The following is a 15,985-nucleotide window of genomic DNA, read 5'->3' as shown; positions in this document are numbered from 1 at the left end:
CTCCACCGGCCCGTCCCAGCGCGAAAGAGCAATCCGAGCTTGCTGGGGAGATCAAGTTCTCGTATCAAATGTCCATCAGCCAGCCCGCTGAGATTTTAACAATTTAACGGAAAGAAAAATTTCCCCGGCACATTCCATCCTCTCGAACAAAGGCACAAACTCTCGGCGTGCGGTTATTGGCACAAATGTCGGGGTTCGTGTGGCGACACCCTTCAGTTTCAGTCTGGGTGTCCTTTGGTCGGAGCGGTTCGTGAAACGCCCTTTGTTGTCGTTGTTTCGGTGTCATCGATTGCTATTGTTGTCCTCCATTTTCGCTAGATTGCTCAGCACGGTTTTCTCCAGCACCGCCCGCTTGGCGAACCGCTCGCGCAGGGCCGTGACAAGGCGCGGCATCTTCTCCTCGAACGCTTCGTCGTCCTCCTCCACATCCTCCGCGCCGACATAGCGACCGGGAGTGAGCACATGACCGTGGGCGCGGATTTCCTCGATGCTGGCGGATTTGCAGAAGCCGGAAACATCCTCGTAGCCCCTGCCCTCGCGCCACGCGTGGTAGGTGTCGGTCAGCTTGGCGATGTCCTCGGGTGAGAGATTCTTGTTGGTGCGGTTGACCATGTAGCCGAGCTTCCGGGCATCGAGAAACAACACCTCGCCGCGACGGTCGCGCAATTTCCGGTCGCCGTGTTTCCCGCCCTTTTTGTCCTTTGCCATGATCCAGATGCAAACCGGGATCTGGGTGCCGAAGAAGAGTTGGTTCGGCAGGGCCACCATGCAGTCCACGGCGTCGCCCTCGACCATCGCCTTGCGGATCTCGCCCTCGCCGCCGCTGTTGGAACTCATCGAGCCATTGGCGAGGATCACCGCCCCGTAACCGGTGGGCGCGAGGTGGTGGTAAATGTGCTGGAGCCATGCGTAGTTGGCGTTTCCGAGGGGCGGCACGCCGAATTTCCACCGGGCATCATCCCGCAGGAACTCGCCACCCCACTCCTTGATGTTGAAGGGTGGATTTGCGAGGTTGAAATCGAAGCGCATGTCCGGGAAGGCGTCCTTGAGCAGGGTGCCCTCGTTGTTCCAGCGGAGATCTCCGGTGATGCCCCGGATGGCGAGGTTCATGCGGGCGAGGCGGTAGGTCTCCGGGTTCCGCTCCTGACCATACACCGAGACATCATCCAAGCGCCCGGCATGGGCGAGAACGAAGCGGTTCGACTGGATGTAGAACCCGCCCGTGCCGTGGCAGCAATCGTAGATGCGCCCCCGGAACGGCTCGATCATCTCCACCATCAGCGTGACCATGCAGCGCGGCGTGTATTGCTCGCCGCCCGCCTTGCCCTGCATCGCTGAGAACTCGCCGAGGAAGAACTCATAGACCCGCCCCAGCAGGTCGAAGTCCTCCGGCGATCCGCTGAGGTTCAGGTTGGTGAAATGGTCGATGATCCCCCCCAGCATCTGCGGGCTGAAGTCCGCCTTGCCGAAGATCTTGGGCAGCACGCCCTTGAGTTCGTCGTTTTCCCGCTCGATGGCCCGCATCGCGTCATCCAGCCGTTTCCCGACATCAGCGGAGCGGGCATACCCCTGGAGCGTGGCCCAGCGTGCCTCCTGCGGCACCCAGAAGACATTGTCCGCCTGATACTCCTCGTGATCCTCCGCATCCGCATGAGGCGTCTCCAGCAGCTCCGCGTGCTTGCGCTCGAACGCGGCGGACAGGTAGCGCAGGAACACCATGCCAAGGCAGACGTGCATGTAGTCGGTCGGCGGCACGGCACCGCGCATCTTGTCGGCGGCGGCCCAGAGCTGGGCTTCGAGAGTTTTGGCAGGTGCGGGAGCGGCGGCTTTTCGTTTGGCGGGCATGAGGTGAAAGGTGATGACGGACGGGCCGGGACCGGTAAATTTCCGCCCCACGCCCCCCCCCCGGCTGATTGCGGTGTATTCAATCCCGGCGGGCTTGCCAAGTTAGGAAACAGAAGATTTCCGGCTTCAGCGGGTTTCGTCCTTGCTAGATCAGCCCCCTATCTTTTCACTCGGACCGTCCGGAGAGATCCAGACCGGGGCTTTGAAACCCCGCGTGAAACGGACGGCGTTGGGCGGACGGGGGATCATCCGGGGCCTCACCCGGACGGCGGAGAGAAACGCTTACCTCTCGATCCGCGACTCGATGAACGCGGAGATGTCGGAAAGGCGGTATTTGATCAGCTTCGTGTCGAGGACGATGCGCGGGATCGGGAGCTTGCTCAGGGTGTTTGGCCGGATGTCGAGGATCCCCGCCGCCTGCGATGGTGAGAGCAGCGTGATTGACGCGCCCTTTTCAAGGATGAGCCGGTTGACCAGCTCGGTGCGGGAGGCATCGAGCTGGTTGGTCATTTGTTCAGGGGTGAGAGTGATCATGGTTGTGGGGAGGCGTGAGGCCGGAAACGGCGGCTGGGTGTGTTTTCGATTCTCATAATGTTGGAAATGCCTGTGGGTGACTCCGGCATATATTGCGTTCCGTTATTTTAATCAACTCATTTTCTAACTGACAGAACATCAAGATCCGGAAAACGCCCAATCGGCACGGGAAATCCATGAGCTCAAACACTCGTTCTGTTTTTCCAAAAACCCGGCGGTGTCTGCCGTGGAGTTCCACGGCAGGCGCGTCAGGCCTCGATTGCTCCATCTCGCTCCACTTTCGCAAGAGTCGCCACGAGAGAGCGGCGCAACGCCGGGGATTTCGCCAGACGTTCCTCGATGTCGGCCACGGGATGCCCTGCGTCTATCCTCGTCTCGCGCCTCGCGCCACCAGCGGTCACGCTGCGGGTCTTGGCGGCGTTCGCAACGGATTCCGACGAGGGCGAAAATCTCGCAGCGGTGTTCCGAGTCACCCGGAAACGCCCCGCATCCGAAACTCCCAACGCGGGCGGAAGCAATGCAGAAGGAAATGATGGACTTCCTGACGGGGTTCCGGGTGAGCTGGAGGCGGATCTAATACCAACAATGGCGGAGGCAATGGAGGACCCGGAGGAATACCTGATGTCGATGGCGCAAATAGATCTGGCGGAAGCAGGGGCCGTTATTCTCGCCGAAGCGATGCGGATGGCGCAGGAGGAGGGCTGAACGCCGCCCGGGGGGCTGATTGGCACATCACGCATCAATTACGGGCGATTCTCCATCGACCTTGGCGAGTAGGGCAGACAGAGACCTTCTCAGTGCTGGCGATTTCGCGAGACGCTCTTCCAATTTGTCAGATTGCTCCACGTCAAGGTTGACGACGACGGACTCCTCTCTGCGAACAGGAAGACCAAAGCGGTAGGCCAGTGCGGTTTCAATGGCGGAAAGACGAGTCCGATGGTCGGCAGATCGAGATCCATCACGATTCACAATATCTGCCGACATCGCATCAGAAAGAACTTGGGCGATCCTTGCTTCAGGAATCTCATTTGCCAATGCGATTGCGAGTGCTTGGGCGGGTGGGATGATTTTTGCGTTCATAGGGGCAAGAAGGTTATGAGTCGAACACCCATGCAAATCAGCAATGCCACCGCTGCGGCGAGAACGACTTGAACGGCAAGGATGATGGCAGTTTTCAGTGCGGTTGGCTGATTGAGGGAAACTGACGTTCGAGTCTGGCGCGTGCGGCGGCGGGCAGGCGGGCGACGTGGGCGGCAATGACTTCCGGTGGAAACGCACGGCGGAGCGCAGCGACGTATTCTCCGGAGTGCGGCAGATTGAACCCGACGAATGATCCGGTCGGATCTTGTGGGGCCAGCTTCGTGACGGTTTGAATTGGAGGGGACTTGGGCGTCATGATTTTTGGATCTCAGGTTTCAGCATTGTTGATAGGAGACGCGGCGGGGAGATGAACACCTCGTTGTCGCCGCTGCCTATCGTAGCGTAGGTCAGGTCCTCGCCGTGGCCTATCCACCAGTCGAGAGGGAAGCAACTCGCAATGAGCAACCTATCGAATAGGCCTAGACCAAGTTCGCGAAACTCGGCGGGAGTCATGGAGGTGTCGGACGAAGGCGGTGCTGGGGGGCGGTGCTCGGCGCGGGTGATTTCGTGGCTGACTGCGATTCTGTTCCGGCCTGTGAGTTCGCAGATTTCGCCAAGCAACTTGTGAACCTGCTTGAGTTTCCGGCGGGCGGCTGTGATTTGTTTTTTTGTTGGGGTGCTCGGGGTCATGGTGATGGATTCTTTCGGTTCGGTTGTCATGGTTCGGTTGGCGGTGTGATTTCAGTTGAGTTCGGCGGGTTGGATAATGGCCCCATCTGGCATGACATTGATTTTAGCACCGGGGGTTTCGATGGTGATGTCGGGCTGGCAGCGGCAGGTCTTTTTCCCGGCGAGCATCGGGCATCCGACGTCATGTTGGATGTGGACGGTTGAGACGGAGCCGGGTTTCAGTCCGAGCTGCTGGGCGGCGGTTGCTAGGCGTTGGAGATAGTTCATGGGTGGTTGTTGGGGTGGCGATTGGCAGAAACGGTTTTTCTTCATGTTGTTGTTGGAAAAGCGACTTGCGGGGAGGGAACTCCCCCTAAAGGGAGAGTTTCCCCGCCAATCGTTTTGGTCGCGGGCGATTGGCGGGGATTGGTGCAATCGGAAGTTTCCGGTTGATTGTTTCCGATTGAAGGAGGGCTTGAAGGAGGGCCAGCTCGCAGCCAATCATGCGGATGCCCGCCGCCCTTGCGAGGGGTGGTTTCGGCAATATGGATGCGCCCTACGAGAATGAGAGCATCGACCTTTTCGCGAACAGACCTCTCGCTTGCCCGGCACTGAAGCATGAGGTCAGCAACGAGGCAGTCCTTGCGTTTTGAATGAGTGGCAGGCCCAAGCGACTTCATCACAGCCTCCGGCGAAACCTTTTCTTTCCGTCCACCGCCGCGAGCAACTGCCTCGGATTCATTCGGTGCCTCGCACTGAACCCACCCAAGGCCGCGCTCGCTATGCTTGAGCAGGATTGATATGGTTTTCTCTCCGGTAAACTGATTCACCATCCCGGCGCGTGATCCACGTTTGGCGATGAGGAACCTGTATCTCCCAGTGTCCACTCCTGAAGGAACGAGCACGGCCACCGCACGGGGCCAGTTGGTCACCTCGCTACTCCCGATTCCGAGATAAGCGAAATCACTCTCAGACCAATTCTGACGGGACTTGGAGTCCGACGGTGTTTTTCCCGTATGATGCACCAACACGCAAATCGCGCCCGTTCGATCAAGCACCGGCTGAAGCCAATTTCGGAAGAAAGTGCTGGCAACTTTTTGCTGCGATATATCGTCACCGATGTATGACAGCAGAGGGTCAACCATGACAAGATCCGCACCCGTCGCGCATATCAGCGTTTCCAACGACTCGCAAAATGCTAGACCAGTGATCGAGGTTACCCGTTTCCAAAGGATGTTCTTCCCTGCGCGATCAGCCGTCTCCTCGTCGAAGCCGACAGCGGAAATTGCACCGTCGATCATCTCCTTGAGGTCGCCATCGTCGTTTTCAGCCTGTATGACGAGGACTTTGAGCGGGCGACGGAAGCTAATCCCATTCCACGCGATTCCTGCGGCGGCGTGAATCGTAAGTCCTGACATCAGGGTGGATTTCCCGATGCCGGACGGACCGACGATGACCATGGATCCGCCCTTGCCAAGAAATCGCCGTTTGTGGCCGATCAGTGAGTCAAGGTCGTCCCGTGTGTCTGTGTTGCGAATTTGCTCGGTGGTCTTCAGTCCCCGCAGGAGTGGATTCTCTGCTCCGGCTACCAGTCGCGTCACGTGCTCTGATGTCGGCTTGTCGGCGCGTATCCAGTCGTTCGCATCCTTGTGTGGGGCGGGGGTATCGAAGACGGAGAACGCCGTGGACTTGTGCTTGGAACCTTGGATGCGGAATAGCCACTCCTCCGCCGGGGTGCGCCCGGTGGTCTTGTTGGCTTTCTCGGGCGGGTCGTTCTGCGGGCAGGCGACGATCTTCGGGACAGCGAGCTTGGAAATGTTCGTGTTGGTCGATGCTCCTCGGGTGATATAGGCGCAATACTTGTTGGCGTTCTCCGCGAGGTGCGCTCCGAGCTTGTCGAGCATGGCGAAGGCATCCCACTGGGACTCGAAGGCGAGAACCTCCGCCGCGTGCGCGATGGGTGCGCCGACGATCAGCGGGGCGGTCTCGCCGCCCTTCGGGTGATACTGCCAATGGTCCTTGCCCTTGTAGTGGATGCGGACAACCTCACCCTTGTCGTCAAGGACAGGGAAGGCGACGCATCCCTTGTAGGTGCCGATCATCTCTTGCTCGTGAAGCCAAGCGACGAAATGGGGCGAGTAGCCACGGGCCGCGCAAACCTCGTCCGCCTTGGACTCGGTGAAATCCATGAGGCAGGAATCCCAGTCGATCTTGGGCGCGGTTTCCGGCGGCATCGGATCATTCTCGGGCATCGCCTCCGGTTTCGTGAGGTGCGTCTCGGTCGGCTCGCTGTATTCAAAACCCGATGGGTTGAGGCGCTTGGACGGGGTGGAGGGTTTCGTCCGCTCTCGGCGAGGGATTCCAAGAAAGTCTGCCGCCTCGTCGAGTGCTTCAGGGAAGCGGATCCCGCGATTCATCATCCAGAGTTTCAGCAGGCTTCCGCTTTCGCTCGCCGCCCGGTCATGGAAGAGTCCGACCTTCGTCCCTTGCAACTCCACTTCCAGAGAGGTGCCAGACTTGCCGGATGTATCCCCGGCGAAATACCCGGTTCCTTTTTGCTTTCCTCCCGGCAGGAGGTATTTGCAAACCTCCTCCACGCGGGCGTGGAGGCGGGTGAGGATGTCGTCGGCGTAGGGGTCGTTGCTCATTAGCGTGATCCCTTTCTCTTGAGCCAAGCAATCACCTCATCCGCGATGAAGCGGCGGGATCTGCCGATGAACACACAGGGCATTCCTGATGCCTGCAAGTTGTCGATGGTGCGAAGGCTGCAATCCAGTGTTTCCGCCAGTCCTTTCCGCTTGAGAAGCGGTTTGGTCTGGCCCGTCAGTGGGTCATGGGTAAGTGCCATGCATCGGACTGCGCCGCAAAACGCTGGGTAGTTGATCTCACCCAGTTCAGAGTATTACGTCGAATACGATGCGCTCCCTAAGTTTTGTCTTAGTGGAGACCGCTCGAAATTTTCAATGCCCCTCCCCTTGCCAGTTTTCGTTTGTCGCTCGGGTCCGGGTTTCCCGTTCGGCAACCAACTGAATCCGGTTCTTTTCAATAGGCGGGTAAATGTGTTCGGCTCGATTAAATCAGAAGAGGAGTCCCTTTGAACGAACTTCTCATCTCCCTTGCTGTGGCTTTGTTTAAGTTTTTCAGCGTTGCCAAAAGACTTGGCTAACTCGACGCCAAGTGCCTCCCGCACTTGACCCTTCGTGGGTGGGCATCCCTCAGTCCATGCATGTTCAGCCAAGACTCTCCTGAACTTGATTACGTCAGACGGATAGCCCTTTTGTAGTCCGTTTGTGGCCCTGATGAAGCCATTAACGGCATCTACAAAATTGGAATCATTTGCGGCAAGCCTTCCGGCCAACATGGCCTCGAACCATTCAGTAAAATTGATCTCGGTAGATGCCGCTTCAAGTGGAATATCGTAACCAGCCTTCAATGCTTCAAGTATTGCGTGTTGCCTTGCATCCGAGGCAAACGCCGCCGCCTTCCCTGCACTTCTCAACTGATTTGCCGCCTGCTTCATCGTGTCAGCTGGCCCAATCCCCCTTATGGCTTCCTCCAGTGATTCACGACTCAACGCGAACGCCCGTGCAAGCAGGAACCAAATGGACCAATTTCCGCCGGAATCCCTCAGCTTGTTTGCATCCTTACGCTTGGCTTTAGTCGCTGTTTTCCAGCCCGATTCCGGCCTCAAGACGACACGAACATGAGACTCCTCGAATACCAGATACCCGCCTCCTTCTTGCCCTTCCCCAGCGCAGTAAATGGTGAATGGCAGTGGGCTGCCCACTTCGTAGGTTTGGTATTTTGGGGACGAAGATTTCATGCGGGTTTCTTGGCGCGGGGCTTAGGTGTAGAGGTCTTCTTACTGGCCTTTTTGGCTTTCGGTTTATCCACGGGAAGGACGTTGAACCACGCCTCGCCCGCGTCCTTGGCGACGGCGTGGCGGTAACGGGTGACAAGGAGTCGTGGATCACGAGCATGGCCCAACCACGCGGCGACCTTTGAGAAGTCATCATGCATGGCGGCAGCGTGTGAAGCGAAGGAATGGCGCAATGCGTTGCTCGGCCATTCGGTCAGTCCCGCCTCAGGTCGGATTTCGCGCAGCCAACGGTTCAGTTGGCCCTCGGACTTCGCCTCGCTATCACCGGGGACGAGTTTGCCAAGCGGTGCCACGCCTGCGATCTCGGATGATTCCAACCAAACCAGCAATGGGGCGGGAATCGGCACAAAACGGGCGACTCCCGTTTTCGCGACCTTGGCGGAAATCCGAAGTTCCTTCCGTTTGCGATCAAGATCCTCGAAGCGCAACCGGGTCAGCTCCGCCCGCCTCACCCCGCAAAACGCCCACAAGGCCAGCGCAGGAACAGCACGGGGTTCGATCTTCAACGCGGTGCGAAGCAGCCCCTTGAGTTGGCTTGCTGTGATGACCCCCACTTCGCCTTGGGTGACTTTTGGAGCCTTGGCGCGAGTGACGGGGTTCTGAGTGACGAGGCCGCGATCCACCCCCCACTGGAACAGCCCATGGGCAGCAGTGCGGATTCCCTTCACCGTTTGTGGGGAAAGTCCACCTGCCCGCATCGAAGCCATCGCTTTTTCGATCGCCTCGGTTGTCACCGATCCGGCGGGTTCGTCCTTGTCGAAATAGGATACGAAGCGTTTCAGTCGATTCTTGAGGGCTGCAAGGTGGCTCGCCGAAACCGATTCACGCTCCTTCGCATCCTCAAACTGCTTGCGGAACGACTCAAGCGCGGGAGTCTTCGCCCCGTCTCTCAATCGCTCGATGGCGGTCTTGAGGACATCCCTCAACGATGGAGCGTCACGGCCTGCGGTGTGCTGGCTCCCCACAAACTCACGCCAGACGGCCAACGCTGAGATTTCATCGGTGTTCACCGCCGCCGCCCGCCCGTGCTTGGAACGCTCTTTATGAACCACAGTCGCGTGCTCTTCAGCTTCCTCGGGAGTTCCAAATACCTTTTCGTATTCCTTCCCGCTCGCGTCGTTCCATCGAATGCGCCAGAATTTCTTGCCCGTTTTACTATCAGTTCGCTCTCTCGGGATTGGCTTTTTCATGCCCGTTTTCTCGCATTTGCGCCCCCGTGCGTCAAGGTGCAATTCGGGATGTAATCGGGATGTGAATTTTTAACCCTTATTCTGCGGTGGCTTCAATGGTTTGCAAAACCGTCATTCGAGGGTTCGATTCCCTCCTCCGCCTCCATCCTAAATCGCTGAAAATAAGTGGATTACAGATGGAAAAGAATCGTTAGCAAAACGAGCTGAAACGCTGAAAAGCGCACGAAAACGCACCCGGAAACGGAAAGTAACCGGAAAGTCAATTTAGGCCATCTCGTTGCATCACCGTCGCGCCCGGGCCTTGTGCGATGGAGGGAAGGACATCTTAGGGTTCCACATGCCGGCAACGAGTCCTGGGCCCCGCCCCATCGGCTTCTGGCGGCCGGGGCGCGGTCTTTCCTTGGATATGCGCGGTGGGGGCGTCTTTTTTCCGAGCTTTACCTTGTCGTTGAGTCATCTAATCGCCAGCGTGGTGGCAGTCAGATAGCCCGGTAAACCGCTTGGCCCAATTCTCGGCCAGATCCTCCCCATGAAAACGTTCCTCATTCCCTGCGCTATCGCGTTGTTCTTGGCTTCAATGGCGTCCGCCCAGCTTGCTGCCGGAAATATCCGGCCCGTCCAGCGCGCGGATTCCAAGCTGGTGGATATTGATTACGATGTCACCGGCACCAGCTCGCCGGTGAGTGTCTCGCTCCAAGGCTCCGCTGATGGTGGCGTCACTTGGACGCTGCCGGTCACCTCGCTTACCGGAGCCGTGGGCAGCAACGTCACGCCGGGCAGCAACCTGCGCATCACCTGGGATGCAGGCGCGGACTGGAACCAACAGGTGTCCACCCAGACGAAGTTCCGCATCACGGTGAGTGATGTGCCGCCGCCGCCTCCAGCTGGCTTCTCGCTGATCCCGGCAGGGGTTTTCACCATGGGCGATGTGGATGGTGACACCGAGGCACCTACCCACACGGTGAATGTGAGTGCCTTCTACATGGCGCAGAATCTGGTGACCAAGGCCGAGTGGGATACCGTGCGGACCTGGGCCATCAGCAATGGCTACAGCGATATGGCGGCAGGCGCGGGCAAGGCGAGCAACCATCCGGTGGTGCAGACGGTCTCGTGGTGGGATGGGGTGAAATATTGCAACGCCCGCAGCCAGCAGGAAGGGCTGACCCCCGTTTACACGGTGGGTGGCGCGGTGATGAAGACCGGCACCACGGAACCGGTGGTGAACTGGGCGGCTAATGGCTATCGCCTGCCGACTGAGGCGGAGTGGGAAAAAGCGGCACGCGGCGGCTTGAGCGGCAAGCGTTTCCCATGGGGCGATGAGATCAGCCACAGCCAGGCGAATTATCGTCCGTTTCCCAGCTGGCCCTACGACCTGAGCGGAGCGGTGAACAACTACCACCCGACCTACGCCACCGGATCGACTCCCTACACGTCACCGGTGGGCAGCTTTGCGGCGAATGGCTACGGGCTCAATGACATGGCGGGGAACGTCTGGCAGTGGTGCTGGGATTGGTATGGGACGTATGCCACGGGCACACCGACCGATCCGCGAGGTGTTAGTTCGGGCGCTTACCGGGTGAGCCGGGGGGGCGGTTGGGACTTCAGCGCGTTCGGCTGCCGCGTCGCGTACCGCGACTACGGCGGCAACCCGTCCGGCTCGAACATCAACCTCGGGTTCCGGGTGGCCCGCAGTTCAGTCCCCTAAAAGCAGCAGGAGCGGAACGGAGTAGCCAAGTGAGGGACGAACGTAGGCAACGAAGTGGAGCGGAGGAGTGATTTTGGATTTTAAATCATGGATTTTGAATGGAAGAAAAACTCGCCAACCTCGAAGCGTTCTGCAACGACCCGGACGACGATCTCGATCCCCTCGTCAAGATGGCCGTGCTCCACTACCAGTTCGAGGCCATCCACCCGTTTTACGATGGCAACGGCCGCACCGGGCGCATTCTCCTCATCCTTTTCCTCCGCTTTGCCGGCTTGCTCGACCAGCCCGTGCTCTTCCTCAGCCGCTACCTCATCAGCCGCAAAGGCGAATACTACCGCCTCCTGCGGGAAGTCACCGAGCAGCAATCCTGGCAGCCCTGGCTCCTTTACCTGCTGGAAGCCGTCCGCCAGACCGCCGAGGAAACCTCCCAACGCATCCAAGACATCCAAGTCCTACTCGACGCCATGATCGCGGAAGGAAAAGAGAAACTTTCCGGCCGCACCTTCTCCAAGGAACTCATCGAACTCCTCTTCCAGCGTCCCTACGTGAAAATCCGCTTCGTCGAAGAAGCCGGCATCGCCAAGCGCGCCACCGCCTCACGCTACCTTCACGAACTTGCTGAAATCGGCTACGTCACGCCCATGAAAGTCGGCACCGAGCTTCTTTTCGTCAACCACCGCCTGCTCGATCTTCTCGGGCGCTAAGCCCCACCTCTCAGGGCGTGGGAAATGCGGCTTGCAGCACTCCTGACACATTCCGTGAGCGGCGGGCGTGTCCCATTTTTTAGTGACATGACAAGCGGCGGGGAATCGACCATGTTTTGCTCCGTCGAGGGGAGAGGTCCCCGGTTTCACTTGAGGGGAGAGGTCCCCGCATTCATGACAAAGCTTTGGAGGCCGCACGCGAGTGTGGCCTCTTTTGTGTCTCCGCCCCGCTCAGGATTCGATGATTTCCACCGGCGCGTCCGGCAGCGCCTTGAGAAACGCCTTGCCGTAGCGTTTGGTGAGGATGCGGTTGTCCAAGATGCAGACCAGCCCTTTGTCGCGCTCGGTGCGGATCAAGCGGCCGACGCCCTGGCGCATCTTCAAAATCGCCTCCGGCACCGAGTAGTCCATGAACGGATTTCCGCCCGCCGCCTCGATCGCTTCCAGCCGCGACGCCGTGAGCGGATGGTCCGGCACGGCGAAGGGCAGACGCGTCACGATCACGTTGGAAAGCGCCTCGCCCGGCACGTCCACGCCGGTCCAGAAACTATCCGTCCCGAACAAAACGCTGTGCACGTCGTTGCGGAATTCCTCGATCATCTTGTGGCGCGGCATACCGTCGCCCTGCATGAAAACCCGCCAGCCTTGCGTCCGGAAAAAGTGCTCCAGCCGCTGCGCCGCGTCGCGCATCGTCCGGTAGCTGGTGAACAACACGAAGGCCCGTCCGTCGCTCTCCAGCACGGACTGGCGGATGCCCTCCGCCAGCAGCTCGTCGTAGCGCGGCGTGCCCGGGTCGGGCACGGATTTGTAAATCCGGATCTTCATCTGCCGCTGATAGTCGAAGGGGCTGCCGATGCAAAGCGCGCGGGCGTTTTCCGCGCCCACGCGGCCGCGGAAGTAGCCGAGTTTCGGGTCGCCAACCCCGAGCGTCGCGCTGGTGAGCACCAGGCTTTTCTTGGCGGAAAACAACAGCGGCCGGAGCTTGTCGGACACGTTCACCGGCGCGGCGTGGAGGCTGAACTGCTGTTCGTCGCGGCCGCTTTTCTCCACCCAGTAGACGCTGTCGTCCGTCGCCTGATCCAGGAAAACCCCGATCGAGCCGTGCGCCTCGCGCAGCCGCCGCGACGCGTCCTGCAACTCGGCGCGCGTCGATTCCGACTCCACGTCCGCGGCGAGGTTGTCGATTTCCAGCCACAAATTCCGCAGCGGCTCGGCCATCGTGTTAGGCACTATCTCCGTCTCGCGGACGCGGCATTCCTTCGAGAAGTTTCCGAACTTCGCCACGTCCCCCACCTGATGGAAAAACCGGTCCGCGGCGATGAGGGCCGACTCCACCGCCGTCAGCGCCGAGGCCCGGCGGAACGCTTTGAGCAAGCCCTTGCGGGTCTTCGGATGATAGAGCCGTTGCAGGTCGAAGCGCAGTCCGGACTGCGACACCCGCAGCCCGAGCTGGATCGCCGCCACCTGCTCGATGGTGTGGGCCTCGTCGAGGATCGCAAAATCGTTGGGAAACAGGAATCCGCCGGTTTTTTTCCCGTCATCCTCCTCCGTCGGTTCGTCGTCGGTATTGAGCAGCGCGAAGAACAAGGTGTGGTTCACCACGATCAATTTCGCGTCCGCCGCCGCCTTGCGCGCTTCCTGGAAAAAGCAGTTGCCGCGCGGTCCGCAATGGCGCGCGGTGCACAGGTGCGCCTCGCTGCACACTTGCAGCCAGACCTTCATCTGCGGCTGGAAATCGAGATCGCTGAGCGTGCCGTCGCGGGTTTTTTCCGCCCACTTGGCGATCGCTTCGAGCTCGTCGTTCTCGGTGTTGGTGAAGAGGTCGGCGGATTGCTCGAAGGCGCGCCGCAGCCGCAGCGGGCAGAGATAATTCTGCCGCCCCTTCAAGAGCACCGCCGGCAGCTCCTCGCCGAGGATTTTCCGGACGATCGGGATATCCTTCCGCACCAGCTGCTCCTGCAAGTTGATGGTGTGCGTGGAAATGACGCCCTTGCGCCCCGTTTCCAGCGCGAACCGCGCGGCCGGCAGCAGATACGCCAGCGATTTCCCCACCCCGGTGCCGGCCTCGGCGACCAGCGGATTCGCGCCGATGAGCGCTTCCGCCACGGCGACCGCCAGCTCCTGCTGCTGCGGCCGGTATTCGAAATCGCGGGATTTCGCCAGCAGGCCTTTCCGTGAAAAAGCCTCCCGCACCGCATCGCTGAATCCGGGGATCGGCTGGCCTTCGGTCATGGAAATCATCGCCCGGCCATCGCATCGCGCATCGGGCGTTCTGCCAAGCCGCAACTTCGCGCCGCGCCGCCATAACGCGCTCGACAGTTCTCCCCTGCCGCCTCCACTGTCTCCCGCCCGCGGCCGGTCCATGAATTTTTTCCGCAACCATCTCATGCGCTTCCTGCTCCCCCTCGCGCTCGCCGCCGCGGGTGCCGCGGTCTGCGCCATGCTCCTCCCCGGAGAAACGGCCGCTGTCAGAGATCAACTCGTCGGCTTCCCGGACTCCGATTCCCAAGCCCATCAGGCGCGGCCCCTTATCCTGGCGGGCCTCTGCTTTCTACCCGCGCTCGCCGCGTTCATCTACGCCCTCGGCGGCACCTTGGACCGTTACATCACCCGCCAGTTCGCCGGGATTTTCGCCGTCTGCCTCGGCGCGCTGCTGATGATCTGGCTGCTGATGGACATGGCCGACAAGATCGGCGATTTCCGCGAATCGAAGGACGTCGTGGCGACGATCGTCAAATTCTACGCCGCCCGCTCGCCGGCCGTCCTGCTCCTGCTGCTACCCTACAGCCTGCTGCTCGCGCTGCTCTACGCGCTGGGAAAACTTTCCGCCAGCCGCGAAATCATCGCCATGATCCAGGCCGGCCGAAGCATTAGCCGGATCACCTTGCCACTGATCACCGCCGGTGTGCTGTTCAGCCTGCTAGGTCTCGGGCTCAATTACCACTGGGCGCCCGCCGCCGAGGGCAACGTCGATAACATCCTGGCCGAAGCCAGCGGCAAACAGGCCACCGAGGCGACCCACGTGCTCTATCGGAACGCCGCCAGCCGCCGGCTGTGGATGATCCGCGCGTTCCCGCAGGATTACCAAAAGGGCGAGGCGCTGCAGGACGTCGAGGTCACCACCACCCGCGAGGACAAGACGCTGGAAAGCCGCCTCTGCGCCAAGCGCGCCTTCTGGGACCGCCCCAGCCGCCGCTGGACCTTCGAGGAGGCCGTCAGCGGGAATTACCCGCCCCACCAAGCGCCGGTTTTCGAAAACCATGCCGCGCCTGTCACCATCGACACGTGGAGCGAGACCCCGTGGCAGCTGATCAAGCCCGGCCTCAGCGCCGACCTGCTCGGCATCCCCGACCTCAGCAGCTGGCTCAAAGCCTGGTCACAAAACGGCCAGTTCGCCGACCCGTCGCCCTACCTGACGCACTGGCACTACCGCTGGGCGCTGCCCTTCGCCTGCCTGGTCACGGTGCTGCTGGCCACGCCGCTGGGCATCCACTTTTCCCGCCGCGGTCCGGGCGGCGGGATCTTCCTCGCCGTGGTCCTCTCCGCGCTGATGATGCTGTTCTCCAGCATCTCGCTGGCGCTTGGCGAATCCGGCACGCTCCGCCCGGCGCACGCCGCGTGGCTTCCCAACATCGTCTTCTCCCTGCTCGGACTCTATCTCTTCCACCGCCGGATCTCCGGCCAACCGATCTACCTGATTCTGCGCCGGCTCATGCCCGGCAACGACTGAACCCACCGCTCCCATGGCAATTGCAGAACCCTGGCATGTCCGCTCCCGCAGCCGCGAATGCGCCGCCGCCCAACGCCCCTTCGTCGATGGCGAAACCATCGTCACCGCCCTTTTCCCCGATCCCGAATCCAGCGGCTACCTCCGCCGCGACTACTGCGTGGAAGGCTGGGCGACCTATCAGGAAACCGGCGGCCAGCCCTTCTCCTTCTGGCGCACCACCTACACCGCCATCCAGAACAACGACGCCGCCATCGCCGCGGAAAAGCTCAGCGCCGAGGAAATCCTCCAGCGGCTGGTGGAAGAGGACGAGGACCACACCGAGAACGCCCGCTTCATCCTCGCCGTGATGCTGGAGCGCCAGAAACTCCTGCGCGAGACCGACAGCCAGCGCACCCCGTCCGGCATCCTGCGCGTTTACGAACACCGCAAAACCGGCGAGGTCTTCATCGTCAAGGACCCGGACATCCCGCTCAGCCAGGTGGAAGCCGTGCAGAACGAGGTCTTCATCCTGCTGGAAAACAACGGCCGCACACCCGTTCCGGAACCAACCCCGGTGACATCACCGGACGAGATTCCCGATCCAGCTGCCGATGAGGTTTCGAACGAAACCGGAGAGACGGATACCTAACAAACGTGTCGTCCCGGCTG

The 15,985-nt window shown here is 60.5% G+C and carries 15 protein-coding genes; 5 read left to right on the top strand and 10 right to left on the bottom strand.

What is annotated here, in order from left to right; genetic code table 11:
• Positions 1 to 282: 282 nt before the first annotated feature.
• Together AC4DF4_RS00420 and AC4DF4_RS00415 are read right to left on the bottom strand one after the other, a co-directional pair.
• Entirely contained in the window at positions 283 to 1,845 is a 1,563-nt protein-coding gene (locus AC4DF4_RS00420; RefSeq protein ID WP_490046128.1) for a type I restriction-modification system subunit M, read from the bottom strand.
• 282 nt (positions 1,846 to 2,127) lie between these two features.
• Positions 2,128 to 2,379, bottom strand: coding sequence for a hypothetical protein (locus tag AC4DF4_RS00415; RefSeq protein WP_490046127.1), 252 nt, complete (start codon positions 2,377 to 2,379; stop codon positions 2,128 to 2,130).
• Positions 2,380 to 2,718: 339 nt separating this feature from the next.
• Here AC4DF4_RS00415 and AC4DF4_RS00410 point away from each other — a divergent pair, with 339 nt between their 5' ends.
• A complete protein-coding gene (locus tag AC4DF4_RS00410) occupies positions 2,719 to 3,084 on the top strand; it encodes a hypothetical protein (RefSeq protein ID WP_490046126.1) in 366 nt (121 codons plus the stop codon).
• 27 nt (positions 3,085 to 3,111) lie between these two features.
• Here the strand turns inward: AC4DF4_RS00410 and AC4DF4_RS00405 are convergent, their stop codons facing one another.
• The 7 genes from AC4DF4_RS00405 to AC4DF4_RS00375 form a co-directional block, all read right to left on the bottom strand.
• Positions 3,112 to 3,459 carry a hypothetical protein gene (locus AC4DF4_RS00405; protein ID WP_490046125.1) on the bottom strand — a complete coding sequence of 116 codons (348 nt, stop codon included), beginning with the start codon at positions 3,457 to 3,459 and terminating at the stop codon, positions 3,112 to 3,114.
• A 94-nt stretch (positions 3,460 to 3,553) separates the two neighbouring features.
• A complete protein-coding gene (locus AC4DF4_RS00400) occupies positions 3,554 to 3,775 on the bottom strand; it encodes a hypothetical protein (RefSeq protein ID WP_490046124.1) in 222 nt (73 codons plus the stop codon).
• Positions 3,772 to 4,179 carry a hypothetical protein gene (locus tag AC4DF4_RS00395; protein ID WP_490046123.1) on the bottom strand — a complete coding sequence of 136 codons (408 nt, stop codon included), beginning with the start codon at positions 4,177 to 4,179 and terminating at the stop codon, positions 3,772 to 3,774. Before AC4DF4_RS00395 ends, AC4DF4_RS00400 begins: the two co-directional genes overlap by 4 nt.
• Positions 4,180 to 4,200: 21 nt before the next feature.
• Positions 4,201 to 4,416 carry a hypothetical protein gene (locus AC4DF4_RS00390; RefSeq protein ID WP_490046122.1) on the bottom strand — a complete coding sequence of 72 codons (216 nt, stop codon included), beginning with the start codon at positions 4,414 to 4,416 and terminating at the stop codon, positions 4,201 to 4,203.
• A gap of 41 nt (positions 4,417 to 4,457) precedes the next feature.
• Positions 4,458 to 6,380: an AAA family ATPase gene (locus tag AC4DF4_RS00385; RefSeq protein ID WP_490046121.1), complete on the bottom strand. Its 1,923-nt coding sequence runs from the start codon at positions 6,378 to 6,380 to the stop codon at positions 4,458 to 4,460.
• Positions 6,381 to 7,030: 650 nt separating this feature from the next.
• Positions 7,031 to 7,951 carry a hypothetical protein gene (locus tag AC4DF4_RS00380; RefSeq protein WP_490046120.1) on the bottom strand — a complete coding sequence of 307 codons (921 nt, stop codon included), beginning with the start codon at positions 7,949 to 7,951 and terminating at the stop codon, positions 7,031 to 7,033.
• Positions 7,948 to 9,198 (bottom strand): tyrosine-type recombinase/integrase, encoded by a 1,251-nt coding sequence (locus AC4DF4_RS00375; RefSeq protein ID WP_490046119.1) that lies wholly within the window; start codon positions 9,196 to 9,198, stop codon positions 7,948 to 7,950. The genes AC4DF4_RS00380 and AC4DF4_RS00375 overlap by 4 nt, the downstream gene beginning before the upstream one ends.
• 529 nt (positions 9,199 to 9,727) lie before the next feature.
• Between AC4DF4_RS00375 and AC4DF4_RS00370 the strand changes: the two genes are divergently transcribed.
• Both AC4DF4_RS00370 and AC4DF4_RS00365 read left to right on the top strand, forming a co-directional pair.
• Entirely contained in the window at positions 9,728 to 10,903 is a 1,176-nt protein-coding gene (locus tag AC4DF4_RS00370) for a formylglycine-generating enzyme family protein (RefSeq protein ID WP_490046118.1), read from the top strand.
• Positions 10,904 to 11,001: 98 nt separating this feature from the next.
• A complete protein-coding gene (locus AC4DF4_RS00365) occupies positions 11,002 to 11,607 on the top strand; it encodes a Fic family protein (protein ID WP_490046117.1) in 606 nt (201 codons plus the stop codon).
• A gap of 231 nt (positions 11,608 to 11,838) precedes the next feature.
• Here AC4DF4_RS00365 and AC4DF4_RS00360 read toward each other — a convergent pair whose 3' ends face one another.
• Complete coding sequence (locus tag AC4DF4_RS00360) at positions 11,839 to 13,839, bottom strand: ATP-dependent DNA helicase (protein ID WP_490046116.1); 2,001 nt, start codon at positions 13,837 to 13,839, stop codon at positions 11,839 to 11,841.
• 154 nt (positions 13,840 to 13,993) lie between these two features.
• On the opposite strand from AC4DF4_RS00360, the gene AC4DF4_RS00355 reads away from it, so the two are divergent.
• Both AC4DF4_RS00355 and AC4DF4_RS00350 read left to right on the top strand, forming a co-directional pair.
• A complete protein-coding gene (locus AC4DF4_RS00355) occupies positions 13,994 to 15,337 on the top strand; it encodes an LptF/LptG family permease (RefSeq protein WP_490046115.1) in 1,344 nt (447 codons plus the stop codon).
• Positions 15,338 to 15,350: 13 nt separating this feature from the next.
• Positions 15,351 to 15,965, top strand: coding sequence for a hypothetical protein (locus AC4DF4_RS00350; RefSeq protein ID WP_490046114.1), 615 nt, complete (start codon positions 15,351 to 15,353; stop codon positions 15,963 to 15,965).
• Positions 15,966 to 15,985: the final 20 nt, after the last annotated feature.

The sequence above is a fragment of the Luteolibacter sp. genome (genome assembly GCF_058122085.1).
The sequence above is the reverse complement of the archived record's forward strand: the minus strand, read 5'-3'. Positions and strand labels throughout refer to the sequence as shown.